The organism is Streptomyces inusitatus, assembly GCF_014651115.1.
GTDB lineage: Bacteria > Actinomycetota > Actinomycetes > Streptomycetales > Streptomycetaceae > Streptomyces > Streptomyces amakusaensis.
Map to the genome: position 1 here is coordinate 1 of NZ_BMWG01000036.1, position 23,580 is coordinate 23,580.

Here is a 23,580-nt window from a genome sequence, read left to right on the forward strand (position 1 = left end):
CTCCTGCCCCGGCCGAGCCGGCCGCCGAAGCCCCGGCCGTCTCCTCCGGCTACACCACCCCGCCGCCCCGCAGGCGGAGAAGACCGCGCCCGCGCCCGCCGCCGCCGCTTCCGCGCCCTCGGCCCAGCCCGCCGCCCCGGCCCCGGCTCCTGCCCCGGCCGAGCCGGCCGCCGAAGCCCCGGCCGTCTCCTCCGGCTACACCACCCCGCTCGCCTCCGCCGCGGTCACCACCGCGTACCGCGCCTCGGGCGCCATGTGGTCCAGCGGCTACCACACCGGCGTCGACTTCGCCGCGCCCACCGGCACCGCCGTACGGTCCGTCGGCCCGGGCACCGTCGTCTCCGCGGGCTGGGCCGGTGCGTACGGCAACGAGGTCGTCATCCGGCACGCCGACGGAACCCACTCGCAGTACGCCCACCTCTCCTCCCTCTCCGTCTCCGCCGGACAGAGCGTGAGCGGCGGCACCCGGATCGGCCTCTCCGGCTCCACCGGCAACTCCAGCGGCCCTCACCTTCACTTCGAGATCCGCACCGCCGCCGGATACGGCTCGGACATCGACCCGGTGGCGTATCTGCGCCAGCACGGCGTCTCCCTCTGATCCCTCCGACACACCCGAATCCCCTCGTACCGCACCGCGTCGCGAGGGGATTCGGCCGTATTCCCGTCCGGTGGATATCGTGCGGTGGTATAGATCACCTCCCGTCAACCCCTCCTTACGGTCGCGTAGGTCACATCTGTAAGGACAAGATGAGTTCTTGTGGCAGACGATTCGAGAACAGAGACCAAGGGCGAGATCGGGTCGTACGCGGCGATCGGTGACAGCTTCACCGAGGGCGTCGGAGACCCCGGACCGGACGGGAGCTACATCGGCTGGGCGGACCGCTTCGCGGTTCTCCTCGCCGATCGCAGGCCTGAGCACACATTCCGCTACGCCAATCTGGCGGTGCGGGGCCGTCTCCTCGACCAGATCGTCGCCGAACAGGTGCCGAGGGCCAGGGAACTCGCTCCCGACCTGGTGTCGTTCTGTGCCGGGGGCAATGACATCATCCGGCCGGGCAGCGACCCCGACGATGTGGCCGAGCGCTTCGAGCGTGCGGTCGCCGACCTCACGGGCGCCGTCGGCACGGTGATGGTCACCACCGGATTCGACACCCGCGGGGTGCCGGTCCTGCGTCATCTGCGGGGCAAGGTCGCCACCTACACCGCGCACGTACGAGCCATCGCCGACCGGTACGGCTGCCCCGTGCTCGATCTGTGGTCGCTCCGCTCGGTGCAGGACCGGCGTGCCTGGGACGGTGACCGGCTCCATCTCTCCCCCGAGGGGCACACCCGGGTCGCCCTCCGCGCCGCCCAGGTGCTGGGGCTCGACATCCCGGCCGACCCCGACCAGCCGTGGCCCCCGCTGCCCCCGCGCGGCACCCTGGAAGTACGGCGCGACGACATTCACTGGGCCCGTGAGCACCTCGGGCCCTGGATCGGCCGCAGACTGCGCGGCGAGAGCTCGGGCGACCACATCGAGGCCAAGCGCCCCGATCTGCTCCCGCTCTGAGGCACGGCGCCACCTTCGGGGCCTCTTGTCCGGACCGGGCAAGAGGCCCTACCCATGGCGGCCGATCGTCACGGACACCGGCCCGGCGGGCGGCCGCCGGGCCGGGATTCGCTCCCGCACACCGCCCGCGGAGACGGCGTACAGAGGCAGCGGCTCCACAAGGGCAAAGCCGCTGTGGGAGGCGCAGACCGCGCGCGGACAGGCCCGGGGCCCCAGCGCCGCGCGGTAGGAACCGTCGTAGAGATTCCCCAGCTCCTCCCGGACGAAGTGACAGCGGCGCACCGTGCCCTCGCCGTCCACCGAGATCACCGAGGCGCCCGTACGGCAGGGCAGCCCCGCCGACCGGTGCGGATCGCGGCTGTAGGGGAAGAGGCCGTCCAGCTCCGTCCACTCGGCGGCCTCCGCGTCCGTGTAGCGGTGCCCGTCCGCCGCGTTCACCCAGAGATAGATGTGCTCGGGCAGCTCGGCACGGAGCCTGCGGGCCTGCTCCAGATGTTCGGGCAGCCCGACCGTGCCGACGCTGAACCGGACCCCGAGCCGGTGCAGCTCATGGCATTTGCCGAGGAAGCGGTCGTAAGGCGTCTGCCCCGGGTGGTAGGTGCACCAGAGCGCGACGCTCTCCCGATCGGCTTCGGCGAGCCAGTCGGTACGGCAGCTCAGATTGGTCTGGATCGCCACCCGCCGCACCTGCGGCAGCCGGGACAGCTCGACGAGCGCGCGCCGGTACCAGGACCGGGTCAGCCCCTCGCCCCACGGGGTGAACAGCACCGACAGCCGGTCCTCGGTCCCCGCCGCCGCCCAGGCGGTGAACCGCTCCAGCGCCGCCCGGTCCGCCCGCAGCCGCTCCGTGCTGTCGCGCCGCTTGGCGAACGGGCAGTACGGACAGTCGTAGTCGCAGGAGGAGAGCGGTCCCCGGTAGAGAACGGTCAGATCCATGGCGTCCCTCACCTCGGCTCGTACTCGGCCATCGCCGAGCGCACGGACGGCGAGAACAGCTCCGGCCCCAGCGCGTCCGAGTACGCCAGCCCCAGCTCGCTCAGTCTGAGCAGCCCCGGCTCCGAGGCTCCGTCGAGCCGGCCCAGTTCCGTGAAACGCGCCGGCTCAACCCCGAAGTCGTCCTCCGGACCGGTCCCGAACCGCTCGCCTCACTCTCAGTCGGACGATCCCCGAGGCTGGGTACAGGCAGCGAGCGGTAGGGCGGCTGTGAGCTTGCCCGCATGTGCGGAGCGTGTTCCGTGCGCCACTGGTGGCTCAGCCTGTGATGCGGCAACAGCGGCGTCAGACCGATACCGCTTGGTCAACCCGTTCCGGCCGTGCGCGGGGTCTGGTGGCAGGGGTGGGCGCAGCGGATCGTGAGGATCGGTGTCTCGGCCGGAGACTGATGCGGGAGGCGTATCTCCTGTGGGCCGGGGCACAGTTCGCACTCGCCGGGGCGGCACTCCGGGGTGAGCCGCTGCTGCCGGGCCGGGGTGGTCATCGGGCGGGTCGCCGGAACTCCCGCACGGGCCTGTTGGCGCTGATGACGAGGGTTGTCGCGTCGTCGCGTTCCCCCTTCGTGTCCGGCCCGGCCGCCGCGACGAGGGCGTCGGCGAGGGCCTGCGGATCGGCGGTGTGCTCGCGGGCGAGGGCCTCCAGCCTGTCGCGGCCCGGGTCGGCCCCGTCGGAGAGGAGGATCAGCAGTTCCTCCGGCGGTGCGCCGGACGGGACCACGGTCGGCGCGACGGCGGTCGCGAGGGAGACGTGAAGGCGCTCGCCCACTCCCTGGGGGACCGTCCGCGCGATCAGATGCCGGCCGTCCCAGCCGTACGCCACGGCATCGCCCGCCACGCAGATCTCGACGTCCCGTCCGGGGCAGACGACCGCGACGACCACGGCCCCGTCCGGCCCGGCCCCGGGCACGGGCTCCGCCACGAGCGCGGCAGCCGTCAGCACCCCCGCGACCGCCCCCTTCCGCGCCCCGATCGCCGCCGCCGCCCACGCCAGACGCTCCGCCAGCACAGGCGCGCCCTCGTCGTGCCCGGCCAGATCGACCAGAGCGGCCGCGACCGTGCCGTCCGACGCGGTGAACACGGACACGGCGTCCGCATTGTTCGGACCAGTGCCCTGCCGAGTGGCAACGAAAACAGTGCCGAGCGGTTCGGTGCGGGACATGAGTGCTCTCACGATCGTGTTCGGGGTGGTTGGGGCGGCGGGAGCGGAGCGCGGCAGCCGGATGTGGGAACGGGTACAGGGGCTGAGGCTCATCAGCCGTGCGCGAGGTTCTGGTAGTGGTTCGTGAGGGAGAAGGTGGAGCGAGCCAGCCGCCGGGCGTGCTGGTAGGAGGCGTCCGGGCCGAAGCCGGGCGGCGTGATGAACCGCCGCCTCGCCTCGTTCAGGCCCACCCGGGCGACAAGGACCGCAGGATCTTCGGGAGCGGACCGCTCGACACGCTGCGCGACCTCGCCGATCAACAGCTCCACATGACCGCGCAGCAGTTCCGTCAGCGCCGCCAGCTCGTTCTCCGGCAGCTCGCCGCCGGAGACGAGGAGCCGCCGTGCGTTTCCCTGCATCGTGGGGAGGTCGAGCGGTTGTTCAACGTCCTGGGATCGCGCCTGCGGCCGTCGGGCGTTGAGGGGGCGCGTCTCAGCCGCGTCGCTCTCCCCGGCGGTTGTCTCTGTGTGCCCGCCCACCTCAAGGACACGGTGCCGCAGGGCGATCCTGTACTCGCCTTCGCGGTTGAGGCGATCCCAGTCGTGGATCAGACAGACGGCAGGGCCCGAGGCGAGCCCCATCGCCGTGCACAGGCCATCCAACAGCGGCCGATGGTGGAACGAGAGGGCATTGTCCCCAAGATCCACCCACGTTCCCGCGATGGTCCACCCCCGGCGCTCTGCATACTGCCGGCAGTGGTCCAGACGTTCTTCGAGGAGCCCTCCGGCCAGTGTGGCGTGCCTGTCGTAGATGAAGGCGTGGGTTGCCACTCCGGGCTCCCCGGCAGGTGTGGCCTGTTCGTTCGTCATCGTGCGTCTCTCCGAACCGACTCGGTGTGGACGAGACGATCCTGGGCGTGCAGCCCCGCCAACCTCATACAGCCCTGAAGGCTTCCGGCGTATATTCCAGTCATGAGCGGTAAGGCACCGTGGACGGACGTGAGGCTGCGTGCCGCATGGGCACGTGGAGACTGGGCCGCTGTCCTGCGCGAATTTCGCCGCGCGACAGGTAGGACGCAGCAGGCGCTCGAAGCACTGATCGGCATGCCGCAGCCTCATATTTCCGCCATCGAGTCCGGCCGCAGGCAGGTGAAGACCGCAGTGGTGAAGGCTCGCATCACCGAGGGGCTGAAGGTGCCGGACGAGCTGATGGACGTTGGTCAGACCAAGGAGTACGGAGACTGGTCGCCTTCCGGCGAACTGCGGGAACGGATCGCCCACGGACACCGGACCGGACGAACGGACCTGCGCACCGCCCGTTGGATCGGCGAGGTTCTCGCGACCCAGCGCTGCGCGGAGGACGAGGTGGGAGGCAACGAATTATGGGCGGTGGTGCGCAGCCAGACGGATGCGGTCACCCGCTTGATCCCCGGAACATCCGGGGACATCGCAGATCAACTCATGGGTCTGGCATCGGAACACGCGCACTGGCTGTCCTGGGTGGCGTGGCAGAACAAGAAGTTCGGGGCCGCGCTCTCCTGGCTGGACATCGCACACGGGTGGGCCGCCGACGCCGCACTCGCCGATATGACGAGTTGGCTTCACCGGGTGAGGGCCAACTATGCCCGGAAACACGGCGATCCCGTACGAGCGCTGCGGACGGCAGAGTCAGCACGCGGCATCGTCGGTCTGTCACCTGCCGCGTCATCCGTCGCAGCGCATGAAGCGTCGCTCGCCGCCGCCGCCGTCGGCGAGCGTGACCGGGCGCTGCGGCTTGCCGAGCAAGCTGCCGGCGATGCCGCGCGGGTCCCTGACGAGGGCGACCGCCCGGGTTGGCTCTACTGGCTCACTCCCACCCGGGCGGCGCTCCATGCCGCGGATACGGCCTATGCCTGCCACCGGTGGCAGGAAGCCGCAGCGGGCATCAGCGAGGTACTTCCGGGCCTGGAGGGGTACCCGCGAGACCACGCCCACTATCGCTCCCGCATGGAAGACGCCCTGCGGCGGAGCCGTTGACCCCCTCGGCGGGATCCATTTTCAGGACGCCAGGGGCCCGAGGCGGTTTCCGAGCCGGTTCACCGGCTCACTCCGCCACGGCGGTGTACCGGTGGTCTTCCCGGCCGTCCGGGTCGGGGATCTCGTGCCCGTCGGCGAGGTCGACTTCGACGCCCGCCGGCTCCAGGGCCCCGGCCAGCCGCTTCGCCATCGCCTCGCCGATGAAGTGGTGGTGCAGATCCAGCTTCTTCAGATGGGTGAGCGGCTGGCCGCCCAGCAGGGCCTGCGCACCCTCGTCGCCCAGGGTGCCCATGGACAGATCGAGGCTCTCCAGCCGGGCGACGACGGGAGCGCCGGCGAGCCCGTCGGCGATCAGGTCCTGCATGTCGCTGTTGCGCAGCGCCAGATGGGTCAGCCGGGGCAGCCGGGTGCCGGTGAGGAACGGCTCCAGGTCGCGGATCTCCGCCGTCGCCCCGTACTCCGAGGTGCCGAGCCAGAGGTCGAGCCGCTCCAGCGACGGCAGCTCGCTCGCCGCGATCCCTCGCACGACCTCGCCGTCCAGCCCGCCGGTCTCGACGGTGAGCGAACGGAGCCGCTTGTGCCGCACCGGGGGGAAGACCAGGTCCTGACCGCCGCGGACCCCGAACTCCAGCAGCTCCGGATAGGCGTCGAGCAGTGGTGTCACCAGGCCCTGGTTGATCCACGAGATCTCGCACTGCTCACCGGTGATGTCACCGAGGAACAGCGCCCGCAGCGCCGGGAACCGCCCGGCGGCCCCGGCCAGCGCCTCGACGACGGGCGCGGAGCCGCTGTCGTACGGCTCCAGCCACATCCCGACGATCAGAGCCCGCACCTCGGAGGTGTCGACCGAGGCGGCGAAGCGCTCGAAGGCGCTCGTCCACTTCTCGTCGGAATTCTCTCCGTACTCGTCGACGGCGATGCGCCAGGCCACGGTGGACGCGGGCGGCAGCTTCGCCTCGAAGCCGGCTTCGGGGAAGTCGAACACGGGCAGGCCGTGCAGCTCCTGCAGATGCTCCGAAATGGTCATGGCGTACGACTCCAGACACCGGGCGGCGTTGATCGGCTGGTTGGGAGAAGTTGTACCAAGCCGCACTGACAACGCCCGCCGGGGGGCCGGTCCCGAGCCGTGCGGAGCCGCGTTGTCAGACCCGGCCGTTAGCGTTTTCGGCAGTTCGGCGCACTCGGCGCCGGACGTTCGAGGGGAGAGCCATGTACCGGCAGGGAGATGTGCTGATCGTGCCCGTCGCACAGGAGGCCGTGCCGCCGCATGTCCTCGCCGCCCGGGGCGAGTCGAGGGACGCGCGGGGACGGCTGGTGCTCGCGCTCGGCGAGGTCACCGGCCACGCCCATGCCGTGCCCGGCCCCGGCCGGCTGGTGCGCGAGCCGGGTCCGTTCGGCCCGATGGTCCTCCATCTGCCGGAAGGCGGCCGGGTGGTCCACGAGGAGCACGCCGTGATCGCACTGCCCCGGGGCTGGTACCGCGTGCTGCGCCAGCGCGAGTATCTGCCGGGCTCCGTCCGCGTCGTCGCCGACTGACCGGCCTCCGCCACTCATTCGGCATCACTGACACCACCAGCGTCACCGGCACCATCCGCGATTGAGCACCACACCGATCGAACAGCGCAGAGCGCAGAGTAGGGACGGGGAGACACATGCAGGACATGGAGAAGTGGCGGGCCGTGGCGGCGGCGACCGGACCGGCGGACCGCCCGGCGGCCGAGGACGGCATCCGCCTCGCCTACCGCACCGCGGGGCTCACCGAGCCGGAGCGGATCATCTGGGCCGACTCGCCCCGCGCGGGCGTGGAGGCCGTCCGCGCCCTGAAGGACGCGGGCCGCCCGGTCCGGGAAGAAGTGCGCACCCTGCCCTGGGCCCAGGAGCGCCGCCGGGTCCACGACGAGCTGGGGCCCGCGGGCTGGACGGAGCTGTGGAGCGTCACCGGCGCCCTGCTCTGGGACGGCACCCGCGCGCTGGCCGAGCGGATCCGCGAGGCGGTCGTGGCCGAGCTGTCCGCGGCGGACGGCGCGCACACACCGTCCGCCGCGCCCCTGGAGGACGGATGGCTGCCGCTGGTCGAGATGTCCGCCACCGAGACCGAGATCCGGATGATCCTCCTGGACGCCGTTCTCGGACAGCACGACGCGGCCTGGCTCGCCGCCTTCGACGGCCGCGGCGAACGGCTCGAAGGACTCGCCCGCGTCGCCGCCCACGCCGGCTGGTGGTGGCCCTACGAGAACGCCGCGGTCGTCTGCGAACGCCCGGTCGAGCTGCACCGGGACGAGGCCGGCCGGCTGGACAGCGGCACCGGCCCGGCGCTCGGCTTCGCCGACGGCTTCGGGCTCCACGCCTGGCGCGGCATGCCGGTGCCCGCGGAGTTCCTGAAGGAGCTGTCCTCGCTCACCCCCGAGCGCGTACGCGCCGAGGAGAACGCCGAACTGCGCCGGGTGATGCTGGAGTTCTACGGCTACGACCGCTATCTCGCCGAGTCCGGGGCCCGGCCCCTGCACCGCGACGAGACCGGTGTGCTCTGGCGAATAGAGCTCAGCGGCGACGAGGACGTGGTGATGGTCGAGGTGGTCAACTCCACCGCCGAACCGGACGGGTCCTTCCGCACCTACTGGCTCCGGGTGCCGCCCGCCACCAGGACCGCCAGAGAGGGCGTCGCCTGGACCTTCGGACTCACGGAGGAGGGCTACGAACCGCTGCGCCAGACCTGAGCGGGGGCAGGGACCCGGGACCGCGGCGGTGGTCAGCGGGTGGCGGCGGTCAGGGCCTCGCGCGGCAGTCCGAGCTCCCGGGCGAGCGCCTCGTCCGTCCACTCCAGCATCGCCGCCCGGGTGAGGGAGCCGGCGTACGAGGTCATCTGCACGGCGAGCCCGTCGAGGAAGGCGGTGAGCCGCCAGGCCGCCGAGGCGGGATCCGCGCAGGGGAACTCGCCGTTCGCGGCGCCCTCCGCGATCACTTCGGTCAGCGCGGCCTTCCACTGCTGATCGAGACCGCGGGTCACCTCCCGCAGCGCGGGCTCACGCAGCGCCACCGACCAGCCCTCGATCCACAGCCGCCAGCCCTTGGCCGTGCCGGTCGGCGCGTACCAGCGGACGGCGGCGCGCAGCCGGCGCAGCGCGGAGGTGCGGCGGCCCAGCAGCTTGCGCAGATGGGCCAGGTCCCCGTCGGCGGCATGGGTGAACGCCGCCGCCAGCAGCTTCTCCTTGGTCGAGAAGTGATACAGGACCAGAGCGTTGCTCACCCCGAGAGCCGAGGCGACATCGGCTATTCGCACCGCGGCGACACCGCGCCGCTCGATCTGTTCGACGGCGGCCGCGAGGAGTTCCGCACGCCGCTCCGCCACGCTCATCCGGACTCTTGCCACGGCGACACCTTACACAGGCGATCTTCGTGGGAGGCGGTGAAATCGAAAGACGAGGAAAGGGGCTCAGCCGTTCTGTGCCCCTTTCTGCGGCCTTGCCTCGCACCCCCCGAACCCGCCGCGCAGGAACATCGGGGCCGCCGCGCACGTTGCTCCGACCGTGACGCCCCGGAGGCCCGGGGCCCGCCCGTGCGGCCGATCCGCACGCCGCACTGTCACAGCCCGCGCACATAATGAGAAGACCCGACACCAGGAGGTGCCGTGACCGGCGCCGGTTCACCCCACCCGCTGAGATCCCGGCTGCGCTCCCTGCGGTCGGCCGCCTTCGGCGCCGATCCCGCCGGAGCGCGGATGGACCGGATCAGAAGCTCGCCCAACTTCGCGGACGGAGTCTTCCAGAATCCCGTCGCGGCCAGGACCAGACCGTCCGGCGTGCCCATGACCGAGTTCGCCAGGATCTACTTCGAGAAGGAGGCCCGGGCCCGCAGGGCTCCCAAGGGCCCGATCCCCCTCCACCCCACCACGCTCACCGATCTGGCCGAGCCCCCGGCGTCCGGGCTGCGCCTCACCTGGATGGGGCATTCCACCGTGCTCGCCGAGATCGGCGGCCGGCGGGTGCTGTTCGACCCGGTCTGGGGCGAGCGCTGCTCTCCGTTCTCCTTCGCCGGACCCAAGCGGTTCCATCCCGCGCCCGCGGCGCTCGCCGCCCTCGGCCCCGTCGATGTGGTCGTCATCTCCCACGACCATTACGACCACCTCGATCTGCCCACGATCAAGGCCCTGGTCTCCACCGACACGGTCTTCGCGGTCCCGCTCGGCGTCGGCGCGCACCTGGAGCGGTGGGGGGTGGCCCCCGCCCGGCTGCGCGAGCTGGACTGGAACGAGACGGCGGAGGTCGGCGGCCTCCGGTTCACCGCCACCCAGGCCCGGCACTTCTGCGGTCGCGGGCTGCGCAATCAGCAGCACACCCTCTGGGCGTCCTGGGTCGTCGCGGGCCCCGAGCACCGGATCTACCACAGCGGTGATACGGGATACTTCCCCGGTTTCCGGGAGATCGGCGCCGAGCACGGCCCCTTCGACGCCACCATGATCCAGATCGGCGCCTACAGCCAGTACTGGCCCAAGGGGCACACGGACACCACACCGGCCCCCGGGGCATGGCCGGACATCCATATGACGCCCGCCGAAGGGCTCCAGGCCCATCTCGACCTCCAGGGGGACCGGCCGGCGGGTGTGCTGCTGCCGATCCACTGGGGCACCTTCAACCTGGCCCTGCACGCGTGGGCGGAGCCGGCCGAGTGGATGAACGACATCGCCGAGGAGGCCGGCCTGCCGGTCGCGTTCCCCGTCCCCGGCCGCCCCTTCGAGCCCGCCGGGCCGCTGCCGACGGCCCCCTGGTGGCGCGAGGCGTCCAGACCGCTGGCGCGCCCGTGGCGTCGCCGCGCGGAGCCGGACGTGACACAGGGGGAGGCCCTGGGAGAGGTCGAGCTGGCCGCCGATCACTGACATCGGGCGGCAGCCCCAAGCAGCCCCGCCCGCCGGTCAGAGCGGGCGGTCGTCCCCTTCGCCGGGTTTCCCGGGGCCGCCGGAGGGGAGCAGGATCTCCCGCAGCACGGTCTCGTACTCGTCGGCGGTCGGCGGAGTGTCGGTCAGCAGCGCCTGCATCAGCATGCCGTCGACCACGGCGACGAGGATCCGGATCCGTACCGGACTGCTGGTGTAGCTGCGCGCGAAGTCCGCGAGGGCATCCAGCCAGCGCTGTGTGGGGCCGCGGAGGCCGGGCCGGCGGGCGGCCAGGAGGAAAAGCTCGTACTCGGCGAGCAGCCGGTCGGGCACGGACACCACCTGGGCCATCAGCCGGGCGAGGGCACGCAGGCTGGTGTCGGTGCCGTCCACCTCGGCGGCGAGCCGCCGCATTCGGTCGGCGTCCTCGTCCATGCAGGAGGTCAGGGCCGCGGTGAGCAGGTCGTCGATGCTCTTGAAGTGATAGGCGGCGGCCGTGGCGGGCTGCCCGGCCTCGCGGGCGATGGCGCGGTGGCTGGCGCCCGCGACGCCCTCACGGGCGACGACCTGGAGGGTCGCCTCGATCAGCTCCCGCTTGCGGCGCTCACCCTTGGCCAGGCGTCCGTCGGTGCTCGGCTCTCCCAATTGCTCTCTCCCGATGGTCTCTCCGCGACCTCGTGCCGGGACCGGCCGCCGCGACGCCGATTCCCCGGAGACGATACCCGCTCGCGGGTGCCGTTCCCGGGGGCGGCGGGATCTCGATGACGGATCCTCAGAGCGCCCCCGCCCGCCCGACAGGCTCGGCCCCGGCGGCCCCGGCGGCCCCGGCGATCTCAGCGCCTCCGGGGGCCCCGGGGGACTTCGCCCGGCCGGTCCGGGCGAGGAGCGGGCGCTGGCCGACGAGCGCGAGGAGCACGAGGGCGACCCCGGCCGCGACGGCGACGAGGAAGCCCCCGGTGGGGCCGTACGCGTCGATCATGGCCCCGGAGACGGCCGCCCCCAGGGCCACGCCCACGCTGAGGCCGGTGATCACCCAGGTCATCCCCTCGGTGAGCTTGGCCGCGGGCACCGTCCTCTCGACCAGCCCCATGATGCTGATCATGGTGGGGGAGAAGAAGAGACCGGCGAGGAAGACCGCGGCCGCCAGCGACCGGACACTGTCGGCCAGCAGGAACGGCAGGGTGGTCAGCGCCGTGCCCACAGCGCCCAGCAGAAGCAGCCGGGGGAGCGGGGTCTTGAGTTCGAGGGCGCCGAAGACGAGTCCCGAGGCGGCCGAGCCGATGGCGTAGGCGGAGATGACGACGCCCGCTCCGGCCGCCATGTTCTGCTCCTTGGCGAAGGCCACGCCGGCCACGTCCACCGTGCCCACGATCACGCCGCCGGCGACCAGGGTGAGGGTCAGCAGCCGCAGGGCCCCGATCCGGATGGCCGAGCCGCCTCCCCCGCTGCCTCCGCCGCTTCCCCCGGTGGGCGGGAGCACGGGAGGCTCGGTCCGCTTCTGCGGTACGAACAACAGGACCCCGAGCGCCAGCAGCGCTGTCGCGGCCAGCGGACCCGCCTCGGGGAAGAACGCGGTGCACAGCGTCACGGCCACCGCGGGGCCGACCACGAAGGTCAGCTCGTCCACCACCGACTCGAAGGAGAGGGCGCTGTGCAGCCGCGGATCGTCGCGGTACAGATGGGCCCAGCGGGCGCGGACCATCGCGGCCATGTTGGGCAGCGCGCCCGCAGGCACGGCGCAGGCGAAGAGGGCCCAGGCCGGGGCCCCGTGGCGGACGCACAGCAGGAGCGCGCCCATCGAGAGCACGCTGACGCCCATGGCGGGGATCAGTGTCCGTCCCTGGCCGAACCGGTCCACGAGACGGGAGATCTGGGGACCGAGGAGGGCCGTCGACAGGGTGAACGCGGCGGCGACGGCACCGGCGAGACCGTACTCGCCGCGCGTCTCGGACAGCATCGTGATGATGCCGATCCCGGCCATCGCCATGGGCAGCCGGGCGATGTAGCCGGCGAGGGAGAAGGCCACCGATCCGGGGGCCCGGAACAGCGCGCCGTACGGATTAGCCACGTCGGCCACCGCCGTCGGCGGGACGGGATCGGAACAGCTGAGCGGGCATGGCGGGGCCTCCGTGCCGACCGGCGGGAAACGCGGACCTAACTTGAACGATCGTATCAATTGAAACGAGTGTTTAAGTTTCTGGCCGCACGGCCCACCCCGCGAAGGCGATCCGCGCCGCGCCCGCGCCCCGTTCGTCGCTGTCAGTCGCCGCCCGCCCGGCCGGAACGGCCCGTTCTTTTTCGCACCGGAGTGCGGGCCCTCATACCAGAGCGGGGTGAATAGCGGGGAACTTTGTCAACTCCCCGTCGTCCACGCTCATGAGGCGACTACTGTGTGTGGCCAGTGATCAACGGTGGGCTTCCAACGCCCGCGCCGTACGCCGTTGTCCGAGCCGGACCCCACACCCAGCACAGCCGATCCCCCGAGTACGCATGCCGAACCCTGGGACCCCCACGTACCAAGGACGCAGATGTCTCCTTTACGCGCACCCGCCACGCGGCCGGACCGCCGTGAGGGCGGGCGCCACGGCCGGTCAGACACCCGCCCCGCCCCCTCGGCGGACAGACCGCGTCCCCTGCCGCCCACACCGGAAAACCGCATTCGCCCACGCCTGCTCCGCACGGCGGTGCTCCCCGCACTCGTCGCCGCGCTGAGCGGCGCGACCGCCGTCACCTTCACCGTACGGAGCACAGCGCCCCCGCCCTCCGCGGCGCTGTGGGCCGTGCTCACCGCCACCGCCGCCCTCGCCATGGCCGCCGTCGCGGCGGCCGCCCTGGGCGCCGACCGCATGGCCTCCTCACTGCTGCACCGCCTCTCCTCGCTGCGCCGCTCCACCGACCGCCGCCAGGCGGACCTGCGCACCGTGGTCGAACGGCTCCGTCGCGGAGACGGACCGCCCCCCTCCCGCCCCCTGCCGCAGCCACCCCCGAACGCGGACGAACTGGATCAGCTCGCGCTGGGGCTGAGCCGCTCGCACGAGACCGCCGTGGCCTCCGTGGTGCAGGCGTCCAAGCTCTCCAGCAGCGTCGGCAACGAACAGAAGCTGGAGGTCTTCGTCAATCTGGCCCGGCGGCTCCAGTCGCTGGTCCAGCGGGAGATCCAGCTCCTCGACGAGCTGGAGAACGAGGTGGAGGACCCCGAGCTGCTCAAGGGCCTCTTCCATGTCGACCACCTCGCCACCCGCATCCGCCGCCACGCGGAGAACCTCGCCGTGCTCGGCGGCGCGATCTCCCGCCGCCAGTGGTCCAACCCGGTCACCATGACCGAGGTGCTCCGCTCCGCGATCGCCGAGGTCGAGCAGTACCCCCGGGTCAAGCTGGTCCCCCCGATCGACGGCACCCTGCGCGGGCACGCCGTCGCCGATGTGATCCACCTCCTCGCCGAGCTGGTCGAGAACGCCTCCGCCTTCTCCGCCCCCCACACCCAGGTACTGCTCCGCGCCCAGCATGTGACGGCGGGCATCGCCGTCGAGGTCGAGGACCGGGGCCTCGGCATGCCCATGGACGAACAGAACCGGATGAACGCACTCCTGGCCGACCCCGATCAGGTGAATGTCGCCCGGCTGCTCCAGGACGGGCGCATCGGCCTCTTCGTCGTCTCCGCCCTGGCCCGCAGACACGGGATCGCGGTCCGCCTCCAGTCCAACATCTACGGCGGCATCCAGGCCATCCTCGTCGTGCCGCAAGGGCTGCTCGGAGCCGAGCCGGGAGGGCTCCAGCACATCGACACCACCTCCTCCGGCGACACCGTGGGCCACGACCGGGCCCGGCCCGCCCTCACCGCCCGCACCGCGGCACCCCCGGAGCACCCCCACCCCCACCCCCACCACCGGCCGGCCGCCGCGCCCGAGCCGCCCGCCGCCCACCCCGGGCCCCGGCCGCAGTCCGGCCCCCGGCCGCCCGAGCGGCCCCAGCCCTCACCGGTGCACAGCACCCCCAGGACCCTCGCCCCGCTGCCCGTGCGGGCCGAGCACGTCGACCGCCCCAACCCGGCCGCCGCGCGCCCCGGCGCCCATCCGCGGTCACGGCCCCCGGCCCGACCCGCCACCGAACGGCCCAGCCTGCCGGTCGTGCCCATCGGAGTCGTACAAGAGAGCCTGGGCCGCCCCCAACTCCCCAGGCGGCGCAGCCAGGAGCACATAGCTCCGCAGCTCAGAATGGGTCCGCCGATCCGCAAGGACGACGACCACGCCATCGCCGACCCCGGACTGATGGCGGCCTTCCAGCGAGGCATCGAACTCGCCGAGGCGACAGCGCCTCGGGGCGCGGGCACCGCACCCGCCCCGGAATCGGAGCCGGAGCCGGCCCCGGCGAACGCCCGGGCCCGACATTCCGAACCACAGCGCCAAGACAACACCTCCAAGGAGTAGATGCACCATGGCGAGTGATGCGCCGAACGGCCAAGCCTCGGACCTCGACTGGCTGCTCAGCGGTCTGGTCCAGCGCGTGCCGTACACCCGCAACGCGGTACTGCTCTCCTCCGACGGCCTGGTGAAATCCGTCCACGGGCTGGACCCCGACAGTGCCGACCATCTGGCGGCGCTCGCCTCCGGCCTGTACTCCCTGGGCCGCAGCGCCGGAGCGCGCTTCGGGGACGGCGGCGAGGTGCGCCAGGTGGTCGTGGAACTCGACTCCACCCTGCTGTTCGTCTCCACCGCGGGCTCCGGCACCTGCCTGGCCGTCCTCGCGGGCCGGGAGGCGGACGCCGCCGTACTCGGCTACGAGATGGCGATGCTCGTGAAGAGCGTACGGCCGTACCTGACCACCCCGGCCAGACAGTCGAGCGGGGCGCCGAGCATTGCGGGTCGCTGACCGTGCCCTTCCCGCCGGACGGGCCGCTGCTGGACGACGCGGCGGGCCGGCTCGTCCGGCCGTACACGGTGAGCGGCGGGCGCACCCGGCCCACGGCCGAACTGGATCTGCTCTCCCTGGTGATGGCCACCGGGGCCGCCCCCCGGGAGAATCTCGGCCCCGAGCACGCGCTGGCGCTCGGCCTGTGCGGCGGCCCGATCTCGGTCGCCGAGATCTCCGCCCATCTGGGGCTCCCCGCCGCCGTGACCAAGGTGCTGCTCTCCGACCTCGTGGAGTGCGGCGCCGTCACCGCCCGGGCCCCCCGCCGTCACCACCCCCCGACCGACCGTTCCTTGCTGGAGGCAGTGCTCGATGGCCTACGACGACGGCTCTGAAGTCGACGGCTCCATGCCGTACGACGCCTTCCCCACCGCCCTGAAGATCCTGGTCGCGGGAGGCTTCGGGGTGGGCAAGACCACCTTCGTGGGCGCGGTCAGCGAGATCGAACCGCTCAGCACGGAGGAACTGCTGACCCAGGTCGGCATGGCGACGGACCCCCTCTACGGCGTCGAGTCGAAGTCCACCACCACCGTCGCGATGGACTTCGGCCGGATCACCCTCGACGAGCGCCATGTGCTCTACCTCTTCGGGACGCCCGGCCAGGAACGCTTCTGGTTCATGTGGGACGAGCTGTCCAGCGGGGCGTTCGGGGCGGTCGTCCTCGCCGACACCCGCCGGCTCCAGGACTCCTTCTCCGCCGTGGACTTCTTCGAGGGGCGGGGCATCGGATTCGTCGTGGCCGTCAACGAGTTCGACGGCGCGTACCGCTACGAACCCGACGAAGTGCGCGCGGCGCTCGATCTGGGACCCCATGTCCCCGTCGTGATGTGCGACGCGCGGATCGCCAGCTCCGGCATCGGGACCCTGGTCACGCTCGTCCAGCACCTCCTTCTCACCACCATCGCCCCCGCCGCCCCCGCCCCCGCTCCCGCCCCCACCTCTGCCCCGGCCCCGAGCTTTGGAGCTCCGACATGACCTACCACCCCACCGGCCATCTGCTTCTCACCCCCATCGACCGGGAAGCGCCGGTGCGGGTGCGACGGCTGCGTCAGCTCGGCTTCGGCGACCGCCCGGACCCCGCCTTCGACCAGTTCGCGGACCATCTCGCGGCGGTGACCGGCGCCCCCTACTCCATGGTCAACTTCATCGACGAGAACCGGCAGTACTTCGCCGGGCTGCACACGCCCTCCGGCGAGCACAACGGCGCCGATCTGTCGGCCGCCGCCGCGGCGGGCAGCGAGGTCAGCCGGTTCATGGCCCGTGACCACGGCTACTGCCCCCATGTGGTGGTACGGCGGAAGGCCCTGGTGCTGGAGGACGTCTGCGACTACCCGAGATTCGCCGGGAACCCGGTCGTCGACGAGATCGGCATCCGCTCCTACCTCGGCGCGCCGCTGATCGACCGTACCGGGATCGCGCTCGGCACGATCTGCGTCGTCGACACCGAGCCGAGGCCCTGGGGCCGGGCCGGACTGGAGACGATCAAGGCGCTGGCCGCGGAGCTGATCGAGCAGATCCACCGCCGTGAGGACGGCGCGATCTGAGCGCCCGCCCGCCACGCGGCTCCCCCGGGGGTTCCTCCAGCTCTCCCGGGGACGCCACCTCTCCAGATCGGCCCACCCGCTCAGACCGCCGGTTCCAGCCGTACTGTCTCGGACAGCCGCTGGGACCACTGGCCCTTCACCGTGTCGAGCGCGACCTCCGCGAGACGCAGCAGCTGTACGTCCGAGGTGCCCGCCGGGGCGAACATGTGCAGGGCGTCACGCAGATAGCGCTCGATCGGCCGGTCGGTGAAGAGACCGGCGGCCGCGTGTATCTCCATGGCGCTGCGCGCCGAGTCGATCGCCGATTCCACATTGATCAGCTTGGCGTTCATCAGCTCCGCGTCACACGGCAGCCCCTGGTCGAGGAGGTGCACGGCGTGGTACGCGGCGAGACGCGCGGTCATCAGGCTCGACTGGAGCTTGCCCAGCTTCAGCTTGATGGAGGGCAGATCGTGCAGCGGCTTTCCATAGCGATGCCGCTGGGCGCAGAACCTGGTGGTCTCGTCGAGGATCGCCTGATGGATCCCGAGCGACACCGCTGTGAGATTCGCCCGCCCGTACAGCACGCTGGAGGAGTACGCCACGGCGAGCCCGTCACCCTCCGCGCCCAGCCGATTGCGGACCGGCACCCGGCAGTCCCGGAAGAACAGCTCACCGAAGCTGAAACCGTGCAGCCCCATGGCCGGGAGCTGCTCCCCGGTGCTGAATCCGGGCCGGTCGGACTCGACCAGGAACGCGGTCAGCCCTCCCGACCCGGGGCCCGTCCTGACGACCACCCCGTGCAGGTCGCCGACGTGACTGTTGCCCACGTACACCTTCCGTCCATTGAGGATGTACTCGTCGCCGTCCCGTACGGCGGTCGCCGCCATGCCCAGCACATGGCCCCCCGACTCCGCCTCCGTGACGGCGATCGTCGGCAGGCAGTCGCCCGCGGAGATCAGCGGGAGCCAGCTCTTCTTCTGCTCCTCGTTCCCGAAGTGGACGATCTTGGCCGCGCCCAACTGGGACGCCTGCACCATCGCGCCCATCGCCCCGCTGACCCGGGACAGCTCCTCGATGATGATCGTCTTGGCCAGATGGCCCGCGCCCATGCCCCCGTGGTCACGGCTGATCGTCGCGCCCAGCCAGCCCTGCCGGGCTATCAGCCGCGACAGCTCGCGGTGCGCCGTGCGGGAAGCCTCCATCGCGGGGATCCTCGGGCGCACCTCCCTCTCGGCGAACTCTCTGACCCGGCCGCGCAGCCGATGGTGAAGCGGATTGGTGAAGTACCCGTCCATCACGAGCCTCCCTCTGCGAAACGCCTGCTCGGGCGATTGTTCGAGCAGGTGGTGCATCGACAGTGGTCCCCCGTACCAAGAGGCCGACCACCTCGGTTCTGCCGTACGGCATTCCCTCCGCACGGATGTGTGCCACATGCCAACGGCAATGGATTCCTGGTGCATGGGCATCGGGCGACGGCGAGCCGTCTCAGGCGTACACAGTTACGGCATCCGGCACCATCTGAAGAACCGATACGGCATAGACCTGGCCGGAAGCGGGTGCATCCGGGTGGCACGCCCGGAGTACAGAACCAGCCGTACCAGCGCACTGGGGCATCCGTCAGCGTGCGCAACAGGACAGGTTGCGAGCAGCGCGCGAGAAGGCGTGCTTCTGGCCGCGCGCCCCCGTCCCCGAGGGCGAGGTCACCATGATTTTGCCCCAGTATGCGGGTGAGTGCCGGGGAGTGCCGGGGGTCCTCCCGTCATGTTCCAGGGCGTGCGGCACCTCTCTCGTGAGCCGTTTTCACGCCGGGCACGCCAGAACACCCATAAAAAGCTCCCGCACCACCCTCCGATCCCCCTCGACCCCCCGCCCCCGAGTGTCGGGAACGCATGCCTTGTCTCGGATCGGCCGTGAGTGCCTCCCGCCCGCCCGGTTCGGTGGTTCGTGACCACCGCTCCGAGTGCGGTATTGTTCTCATGCGCGTTCAGCCAGGGGAAACCCCAGGTCAGACGGGCACCGGGACGTGGCGCAGCTTGGTAGCGCACTTGACTGGGGGTCAAGGGGTCGCAGGTTCAAATCCTGTCGTCCCGACCAGCGTTTTCGCAGGTCGGAGGCGGTATCGGAGAAATCCGGTACCGCCTTTCCGTCGTTCCTGGGGACCAGTTGGGGACCACGCGGTCTGGCGACGTCTTCCGGGGAGGGGCTGGACGGCGGGGCTGAGGGGCGCGCGGACGGGGTTGAGGTGGGCGGTGAGGGCTGTCCCGGCATTGGTGATCTGGGGCGGGGCGTGTCGGGGTGGAGGTAGCGCTGGGTGGTGAGCAGGGAGCCGTGTCCGGCGATCTTGCGCAGGACGTGGGCGGGGCCTCCGGCGTCGGCGAACCAGGTGAGTCCGGTGTGGCGGAGGTCGTGCCGTCGTAGGTGTTCGAGGCCGAGCGAGAGGACGACTTCGTCCCAGCGGGTGGCGTCGCGCAGGACGGCGGCGAAGACGACGACCTCGCCCCATCCCCGGTAGTTTTCGTGGGAGCGGTCCACGAGTGCCTGGGCGAGACGGTGCGGTCGACAGCTCCATTGGTGATCATGCGGACGGGGAAGTGCCCGAGCGCGGGGACTACCCGGCGGCGCCAGCCTGCGAGATGCGGATCGAGCGTCTTTACAGCTCCAGGCCGCGCAGGGCCAGGTCCATGGTGGCGGTGCCGTACTCGGCCGGCGACATGGTGGCCACATCCGGCGCGATCCCGGCCTCCACGGCCTTGAGGATCCCGGAGATCCAGTCCTCGGCCTCGTCGTGCGTGTCCTTGCCCTCGGAGAGGGACCTGCGGCACCTGGAGACGGGGTCGAACCAGCGAACGCGCGCACGGTAGGGCGAGGCGCGGTCGGGGCGGTGCTCGATGTCGCCGGCCGCCCGCACACCGAGCGGAACAGCCTCGATATGGGGCATCAGACCGCCGCCCCCGGCGTGACACGGCGCTCGGCGAGCCAGGTCTCCACATCGCGGGCGCTGCAGAAGACGACACGCCCACTCACCGGGACGTACGGGGGACCTTGCCGGGGATGCGCGGTGCGCCAGCGCCGGAGGGGTCGACGCGCAGGAGGCGGGCGAGTTCCCCGGTCGAGTACCAGGTACCGGACAGCGGCCCTTCCGGCTCGGTGCCGGAAGATGTGCCGGATGGAGTCGAACGGGAAGTCGTGAAGTCCCGAGAAGAGGGCCGGGCGAGGGGCACTGGACGGGGTGGGCGAAGGGTGTGTGTGCGGGTGGTTCACCCTTCAAATCTCCGAAAGATCCCCAGTTATAGAAACCGGGGATCACCTGCTGTAAAGCCACCCGCATACGCCAGGGAGGCCAATGTCAAACGGATGTGGGGCAGATGGCCATTCCGGAAGCTGACGTCCTTGGTGCCTGTGAGATGGTGAAGCCCTGTTCAAGTGGAGTGGCAGTCCGCCCTGGACCTCTGGTTCCGAGCGCCAGTAGGAAGCCGATTCACTGCACAGTGCTGGAAGTTGCCAACAGGTTTTTTGTCTGCTGGTGGTACAGATGTGGCGGGCTGGTGACCTGCGCAGATGTAAGGGGCGAGGGTTTGAGGCAAGGGCTTGGCCCGGGAGCGGTCCGGATCTTGCTCCTGCGGGCAGTGCTCTCCCACTGCAGACGGCCGAGTTGTTGCGAATGCTCCAGGGGGATGACGAGCAGTGGATGCTCTGTGCGCAGCCAGGCCCTGGACATGGCTGTAGAGCGGGGCGTGGATTTCGAAGAGCTCGGTGGGATCGAGATCTCATCCGCCAACCGCTCCCGGCCGCCGCATCGCGCCGCCCCGGCGGCGGCTTTTCGTCGGGTCCGCAGCCTATTTCCGCGTAATTAACGCGTCGGTAATCGGGACCGAGGGGGTTGTAACGGTCCCCGGACCGGCGCGTTGTGATCGGGGACGGTGAGGGGACTGGTGAGTTATGGCCAATTCACCTACTCCTTCTGCCACATGGGCATCTTGGGGGGCCAGAATTCCCCATAGCCTCTGGCAACGGTGCGCCGGACGTGTTCCGTGCGGATACCCGTGTGCCCGGCCGGGGGTCGTACAGACGCCGGGCGATGCGCCGTCGGTGCACCTCTCCGACGGGACGGCCGGGGCCGTGACAGACCGTTGACGCATAGGAGTTGAGATGACGCCACTCCCTCGCAGAGCATCAGCCGCCGCAGCGATGATCACCGGATTAGCCCTGTTCGCGGTGGTCCTGCCGCCGGGCGTCGCGGGGGCCGCACCCAGGGCGGCCGAGGTGGTGCCCCGGTCGGGTGCGCTGCCCTCGTACATCAGTCCGGCCGAGCAGGCTCGGCTCCTCGCGGACGCCACCGCCGCCCGCGAAGGGACCGCGAACCGGCTCGGGCTGGGGGTCAAGGAGCGGCTCGTGGCCCGGAGCGTGCTCAAGGACATGGACGGCACCCTGCACACCCGGTACGAGCGGACCTACGACGGGTTACCCGTCCTGGGCGGCGATCTGGTCGTGCACACCGCTCCGTCCGGGCGGATGAAGGGTGTGACCAGGGCGAGCAAGGACCGGATCGCCGTGCCCGGCACCAAGCCGGTCCGGAACGCGGGCTCAGCCGGTGCGTTCTCGGTGCGGGCTGCCGAGGCGGCGGGCACCGAGGGCGCGGTGGTCGGGCGGGCACCGCGCAAGGTCGTCTGGGCGGCAGGGGACGGGCGGCCCGTGCTGGCCTGGGAGACCGTCGTCAAGGGGACCCAGGCCGACGGCATGCCCAGTGAACTCGATGTCGTCACCGACGCGACCACCGGTGCCGAGCTGAACCGCCGCGAGGCGGTGGTGAACGCCATTGGTACCGGGGCCCCGCGCAACACCGGGGCCGAGCCCGCCAAGGCCGGGCGGGTCGAGGGCAGGGGCGTCGGGCACAGCCGCCACAGCGGCCGGGTCGAGCTGGGGACCTCCCGCTACGGCTCCCTGTACACCCTGACCGACAACGCCCGGGGCGGACACCGGACGTACGATCTCATGAACGACCAAAGCGGCCAGGGCAACGGCGGCCGGCTCGTCACCGACACCGACAACGTCTGGGGCGACGGCACCTCGGCGAACCGGCAGACCGACGCGGTCGACGCCGCCTATGGGGCCCAGGTGACCTGGGACTACTTCGCCGAGGTGCATCAGCGCTACGGCGTACGGAACGACGGCGACGGCGCGTCCAGCAAGGTGCACCAGACCAACAGCCGTGGCGCCTACTGGTACGACTCCTGTTTCTGCCTGGTGTACGGCGAGAGCGGAACCACCCCGTACACCTCCATCGACATGGCGGCCCACGGGATGGCCTCCGGACTCGTCGCCGCCACCACGAACTTCTCCTACTACGGGGAGTCCGGCGGGATCGCGGCGGCGACCAGGGACATCTTCGCCGCCGCCGTGGAGTTCCACGCGGGCAACCCCCGCGATCCCGGCGACTATCTGACCGGCGAGAACGTCGACCAGGGCGGCCTCAACCACCGGTACCGCCAGATGGACCGGCCCTCGAAACAGATCAGGGGCACGGACTACTGGCATCCCCGGATCAGTTCGAGCCAGCACGGTGTCTATATGGCCGGACCGGCCACGCACTGGTTCTATCTCCTCTCGGAGGGCGACGGTGCCAAGACCGTCAACGGCGTCGCCTACGACAGCCCGACCCATGACGGACTGCCCGTCACCCCCATCGGCCGGGCCGCCGCCGAACGGATCTGGTACCGCGCCCTCACCGTCCACATGACCTCCAGCACCGACTATCTCGGCGCGCGCGCCGCCACCCTCGCGGCGGCGGCCGACCTGTACGGTGCCTCCTCACAGACCTACCGCAAGGTCGCGGAGGCATGGGGTGCCGTCAACGTCGGCACCCGGCCGGGAGGTTCGCCGCGACCGGTAGGGCCCAGCTTCGAGAACACCGCCAACTACCCCTTACCCGCCGACGCCTCGACAGCCGAATCACCGATCACCGTCACCGGCGTCCCCGGAAAGGCCCCCAATATCCTGCTCGTCGATGTGAACGTCGTCGACTCCGGCCAGCTGATGGAGCTGGTGGCCCCGGACGGCAGTACGTATCCCCTCGTCAATGGCTTCTCACTCGAAGGCAGCCCCAGCATCTCCACAAGCGGCGTCGACGCATCCGCCGAGACCGCCAACGGCACCTGGAAGCTGCGGGTCCGGGGCAGCGGCTACTACTCCGGGTACATCGACAGCTGGAAGCTGACCTTCTGACCTGTAATCCACTGACCCGATGGCCCCGGGCTCAGGTTCCGCGCCGGCACTGGTCGGGCCGCAGTAGCGGGAGGCCCGCGACGACGCCACAAGCCGCGCCAGGAACAGGCGCGGCCCCCATGTTCGTCGTTCGTCTGATCGTGTGAGGCAAGGGCCGGGGCTCAGGAGGGTTCGAGCTGTTCGAGGACGGTGCGGACGGTGCGGAATGCGTGGTGGGCATCGCGGCGACCAGAGGGGTGGTGCGGGTTCCGGCGAGGTCGCGGGCGGAGTCGAGCATCCGGGCGGTGGTGGTGGCCTGGCCGTCGTAGACGCAGGCGAGACTGAGGTTGGCCAGCAGGCAGGTGCTGTGGGCGGGTCGAC

21 protein-coding genes, 1 tRNA gene and 2 pseudogenes are annotated in these 23,580 nt (G+C 71.2%); 13 read left to right on the forward strand and 11 right to left on the reverse strand.

Going from position 1 to position 23,580, the window contains the following annotated elements; genetic code table 11:
• Positions 1-598: M23 family metallopeptidase (locus IE247_RS32370; RefSeq protein WP_190126932.1), on the forward strand; the 598-nt coding region annotated here is incomplete at its 5' end.
• A gap of 159 nt (positions 599-757) precedes the next feature.
• Entirely contained in the window at positions 758-1,549 is a 792-nt protein-coding gene (locus tag IE247_RS32375) for an SGNH/GDSL hydrolase family protein (RefSeq protein ID WP_190126933.1), read from the forward strand.
• Between the two features lie 48 nt (positions 1,550-1,597).
• Here IE247_RS32375 and IE247_RS32380 read toward each other — a convergent pair whose 3' ends face one another.
• The 4 genes and pseudogenes from IE247_RS32380 to IE247_RS32390 form a co-directional block, all read right to left on the reverse strand.
• Positions 1,598-2,485 carry an STM4011 family radical SAM protein gene (locus IE247_RS32380; protein WP_190126934.1) on the reverse strand — a complete coding sequence of 296 codons (888 nt, stop codon included), beginning with the start codon at positions 2,483-2,485 and terminating at the stop codon, positions 1,598-1,600.
• Positions 2,486-2,493: 8 nt separating this feature from the next.
• Positions 2,494-2,691, reverse strand: a pseudogene (locus IE247_RS34655) (STM4012 family radical SAM protein); the annotation flags it as partial.
• Positions 2,692-3,022: 331 nt separating this feature from the next.
• Positions 3,023-3,625: a SpoIIE family protein phosphatase gene (locus IE247_RS32385; protein WP_190126935.1), complete on the reverse strand. Its 603-nt coding sequence runs from the start codon at positions 3,623-3,625 to the stop codon at positions 3,023-3,025.
• Positions 3,626-3,792: 167 nt separating this feature from the next.
• Positions 3,793-4,548, reverse strand: a complete 756-nt coding sequence (locus IE247_RS32390) for a DUF6415 family natural product biosynthesis protein (protein WP_190126936.1) — start codon at positions 4,546-4,548, stop codon at positions 3,793-3,795.
• Positions 4,549-4,650: 102 nt separating this feature from the next.
• Between IE247_RS32390 and IE247_RS32395 the strand changes: the two genes are divergently transcribed.
• The gene (locus tag IE247_RS32395; RefSeq protein ID WP_190126937.1) at positions 4,651-5,694 is read left to right on the forward strand and encodes a helix-turn-helix domain-containing protein; all 1,044 of its coding nucleotides are present in this window, start codon (positions 4,651-4,653) and stop codon (positions 5,692-5,694) included.
• 67 nt (positions 5,695-5,761) lie between these two features.
• On the opposite strand, the gene IE247_RS32400 is transcribed toward IE247_RS32395, so the two are convergent.
• The gene (locus IE247_RS32400) at positions 5,762-6,721 is read right to left on the reverse strand and encodes an STM4015 family protein (protein ID WP_190126938.1); all 960 of its coding nucleotides are present in this window, start codon (positions 6,719-6,721) and stop codon (positions 5,762-5,764) included.
• A 182-nt stretch (positions 6,722-6,903) separates the two neighbouring features.
• On the opposite strand from IE247_RS32400, the gene IE247_RS32405 reads away from it, so the two are divergent.
• Positions 6,904-7,230, forward strand: a complete 327-nt coding sequence (locus IE247_RS32405) for a DUF8820 family protein (protein WP_190126939.1) — start codon at positions 6,904-6,906, stop codon at positions 7,228-7,230.
• 116 nt (positions 7,231-7,346) lie between these two features.
• Positions 7,347-8,411 (forward strand): DUF6745 domain-containing protein, encoded by a 1,065-nt coding sequence (locus IE247_RS32410; RefSeq protein ID WP_190126940.1) that lies wholly within the window; start codon positions 7,347-7,349, stop codon positions 8,409-8,411.
• A 32-nt stretch (positions 8,412-8,443) separates the two neighbouring features.
• Here IE247_RS32410 and IE247_RS32415 read toward each other — a convergent pair whose 3' ends face one another.
• The gene (locus IE247_RS32415; protein ID WP_229869501.1) at positions 8,444-9,064 is read right to left on the reverse strand and encodes a TetR/AcrR family transcriptional regulator; all 621 of its coding nucleotides are present in this window, start codon (positions 9,062-9,064) and stop codon (positions 8,444-8,446) included.
• Positions 9,065-9,322: 258 nt separating this feature from the next.
• Here IE247_RS32415 and IE247_RS32420 point away from each other — a divergent pair, with 258 nt between their 5' ends.
• The gene (locus IE247_RS32420; protein ID WP_190126941.1) at positions 9,323-10,567 is read left to right on the forward strand and encodes an MBL fold metallo-hydrolase; all 1,245 of its coding nucleotides are present in this window, start codon (positions 9,323-9,325) and stop codon (positions 10,565-10,567) included.
• Between the two features lie 36 nt (positions 10,568-10,603).
• Here the strand turns inward: IE247_RS32420 and IE247_RS32425 are convergent, their stop codons facing one another.
• On the reverse strand, positions 10,604-11,209 hold the full coding sequence (locus tag IE247_RS32425) for a TetR/AcrR family transcriptional regulator (protein WP_190126942.1): 606 nt from the start codon (positions 11,207-11,209) through the stop codon (positions 10,604-10,606).
• A gap of 127 nt (positions 11,210-11,336) precedes the next feature.
• Complete coding sequence (locus IE247_RS32430; RefSeq protein ID WP_190126943.1) at positions 11,337-12,632, reverse strand: MFS transporter; 1,296 nt, start codon at positions 12,630-12,632, stop codon at positions 11,337-11,339.
• Between the two features lie 616 nt (positions 12,633-13,248).
• On the opposite strand from IE247_RS32430, the gene IE247_RS32435 reads away from it, so the two are divergent.
• The 5 genes from IE247_RS32435 to IE247_RS32455 are packed head-to-tail and all read left to right on the forward strand — an operon-like array spanning position 13,249 to position 17,016.
• Entirely contained in the window at positions 13,249-14,991 is a 1,743-nt protein-coding gene (locus IE247_RS32435) for a sensor histidine kinase (RefSeq protein ID WP_373305640.1), read from the forward strand.
• A gap of 7 nt (positions 14,992-14,998) precedes the next feature.
• Positions 14,999-15,433 carry a roadblock/LC7 domain-containing protein gene (locus IE247_RS32440; protein ID WP_190126945.1) on the forward strand — a complete coding sequence of 145 codons (435 nt, stop codon included), beginning with the start codon at positions 14,999-15,001 and terminating at the stop codon, positions 15,431-15,433.
• Between the two features lie 2 nt (positions 15,434-15,435).
• The gene (locus tag IE247_RS32445; RefSeq protein WP_190126946.1) at positions 15,436-15,807 is read left to right on the forward strand and encodes a DUF742 domain-containing protein; all 372 of its coding nucleotides are present in this window, start codon (positions 15,436-15,438) and stop codon (positions 15,805-15,807) included.
• Positions 15,785-16,447: a GTP-binding protein gene (locus tag IE247_RS32450; RefSeq protein WP_190126947.1), complete on the forward strand. Its 663-nt coding sequence runs from the start codon at positions 15,785-15,787 to the stop codon at positions 16,445-16,447. Before IE247_RS32445 ends, IE247_RS32450 begins: the two co-directional genes overlap by 23 nt.
• Entirely contained in the window at positions 16,444-17,016 is a 573-nt protein-coding gene (locus tag IE247_RS32455) for a GAF domain-containing protein (protein ID WP_190126948.1), read from the forward strand. The genes IE247_RS32450 and IE247_RS32455 overlap by 4 nt, the downstream gene beginning before the upstream one ends.
• An 80-nt stretch (positions 17,017-17,096) precedes the next feature.
• On the opposite strand, the gene IE247_RS32460 is transcribed toward IE247_RS32455, so the two are convergent.
• Positions 17,097-18,293: an acyl-CoA dehydrogenase family protein gene (locus IE247_RS32460; RefSeq protein ID WP_190126949.1), complete on the reverse strand. Its 1,197-nt coding sequence runs from the start codon at positions 18,291-18,293 to the stop codon at positions 17,097-17,099.
• A 722-nt stretch (positions 18,294-19,015) separates the two neighbouring features.
• Between IE247_RS32460 and IE247_RS32465 the strand changes: the two genes are divergently transcribed.
• Positions 19,016-19,092: transfer RNA gene (locus IE247_RS32465), tRNA-Pro, on the forward strand.
• Positions 19,093-19,347: 255 nt separating this feature from the next.
• On the opposite strand, the pseudogene IE247_RS34660 reads toward IE247_RS32465, so the two are convergent.
• Together IE247_RS34660 and IE247_RS34665 are read right to left on the reverse strand one after the other, a co-directional pair.
• A pseudogene (locus IE247_RS34660) lies at positions 19,348-19,722 on the reverse strand (hypothetical protein); the annotation flags it as partial.
• On the reverse strand, positions 19,649-19,936 hold the full coding sequence (locus tag IE247_RS34665) for a hypothetical protein (protein ID WP_229869502.1): 288 nt from the start codon (positions 19,934-19,936) through the stop codon (positions 19,649-19,651). The pseudogene IE247_RS34660 and the gene IE247_RS34665, both read right to left, overlap by 74 nt.
• A gap of 1,211 nt (positions 19,937-21,147) precedes the next feature.
• Between IE247_RS34665 and IE247_RS32475 the strand changes: the two genes are divergently transcribed.
• On the forward strand, positions 21,148-23,220 hold the full coding sequence (locus IE247_RS32475) for a M4 family metallopeptidase (RefSeq protein ID WP_190126950.1): 2,073 nt from the start codon (positions 21,148-21,150) through the stop codon (positions 23,218-23,220).
• Positions 23,221-23,580 lie beyond the last annotated feature (360 nt).

Coding starts and splice junctions, on each gene's coding strand:
- IE247_RS32400 (WP_190126938.1), bottom strand. CDS start 6,721: ATGACCATTTCGGAGCATCTGCAGGAGCTGCACGGCCTGCCCGTGTTC.
- IE247_RS32455 (WP_190126948.1), top strand. CDS start 16,444: ATGACCTACCACCCCACCGGCCATCTGCTTCTCACCCCCATCGACCGG.
- IE247_RS32440 (WP_190126945.1), top strand. CDS start 14,999: ATGGCGAGTGATGCGCCGAACGGCCAAGCCTCGGACCTCGACTGGCTG.
- IE247_RS32475 (WP_190126950.1), top strand. CDS start 21,148: ATGACGCCACTCCCTCGCAGAGCATCAGCCGCCGCAGCGATGATCACC.
- IE247_RS34665 (WP_229869502.1), bottom strand. CDS start 19,936: ATGCCCCATATCGAGGCTGTTCCGCTCGGTGTGCGGGCGGCCGGCGAC.
- IE247_RS32380 (WP_190126934.1), bottom strand. CDS start 2,485: ATGGATCTGACCGTTCTCTACCGGGGACCGCTCTCCTCCTGCGACTAC.
- IE247_RS32405 (WP_190126939.1), top strand. CDS start 6,904: ATGTACCGGCAGGGAGATGTGCTGATCGTGCCCGTCGCACAGGAGGCC.
- IE247_RS32395 (WP_190126937.1), top strand. CDS start 4,651: ATGAGCGGTAAGGCACCGTGGACGGACGTGAGGCTGCGTGCCGCATGG.
- IE247_RS32450 (WP_190126947.1), top strand. CDS start 15,785: ATGGCCTACGACGACGGCTCTGAAGTCGACGGCTCCATGCCGTACGAC.
- IE247_RS32460 (WP_190126949.1), bottom strand. CDS start 18,293: ATGGACGGGTACTTCACCAATCCGCTTCACCATCGGCTGCGCGGCCGG.
- IE247_RS32410 (WP_190126940.1), top strand. CDS start 7,347: ATGCAGGACATGGAGAAGTGGCGGGCCGTGGCGGCGGCGACCGGACCG.
- IE247_RS32390 (WP_190126936.1), bottom strand. CDS start 4,548: ATGACGAACGAACAGGCCACACCTGCCGGGGAGCCCGGAGTGGCAACC.